1 protein-coding gene and 1 pseudogene are annotated in these 550 nt (G+C 67.5%); both read left to right on the top strand.

Annotated elements, in window-relative coordinates; translation table 11 throughout:
* Positions 1-132: pseudogene (locus PJ985_RS23280) on the top strand (roadblock/LC7 domain-containing protein); the annotation flags it as partial.
* 69 nt (positions 133-201) lie between these two features.
* Positions 202-550: DUF742 domain-containing protein (locus PJ985_RS23275; protein WP_271685864.1), on the top strand; the 349-nt coding region annotated here is incomplete at its 3' end.

Genomic DNA, 550 nt, shown 5'->3' with positions numbered 1-550 from the left:
TTGGCGGTGCTGGCGCATCCGGATGCCGATATCGGCCTGGTGGGTTACGAGATGGCGCTGCTGGTCGACCGGGCCGGTACGGTTCTCACTCCCGACCTGCGGGCCGAGCTTCAGGGCTCCCTGCTCAACTGAACGACAGCTCCCCCCACATGAGCACCACCGTCCGCGTACCGTCGACCTCATGTCCCTCTCGGAGGAGCTATGTCCACGCCGCCACCCTCGCAGGGATCCTACGGCGCCCAACATCAGGCCGGGTACGACGACGAAGGCGATCAGCCGCTGGTGCGTCCGTACGCCATGACCGGTGGCCGTACGCGGCCGCGGTATCACCTGGCGATCGAGGCACTGGTCAGCACGACCGCCGAGCCTGTGCAGCTGCAAGGTCTGCTTCCGGAGCACCAGCGGATCTGCCAGCTGTGCCTCGAGGTGAAGTCCGTCGCCGAGGTGTCCGCTCTGCTGGCCATGCCGCTGGGCGTTGCCCGGATCCTGGTGGCCGATCTGGCCGAGGCCGGGCTCGTCGCGATTCATCAGCCGGGTCATGAGGGTGAGT

It is taken from the genome of Streptomyces sp. ACA25, from assembly GCF_028200735.1.
In the GTDB taxonomy this organism is placed as follows: domain Bacteria; phylum Actinomycetota; class Actinomycetes; order Streptomycetales; family Streptomycetaceae; genus Streptomyces.
This window is presented reverse-complemented; position numbering and strand designations above follow the sequence as displayed.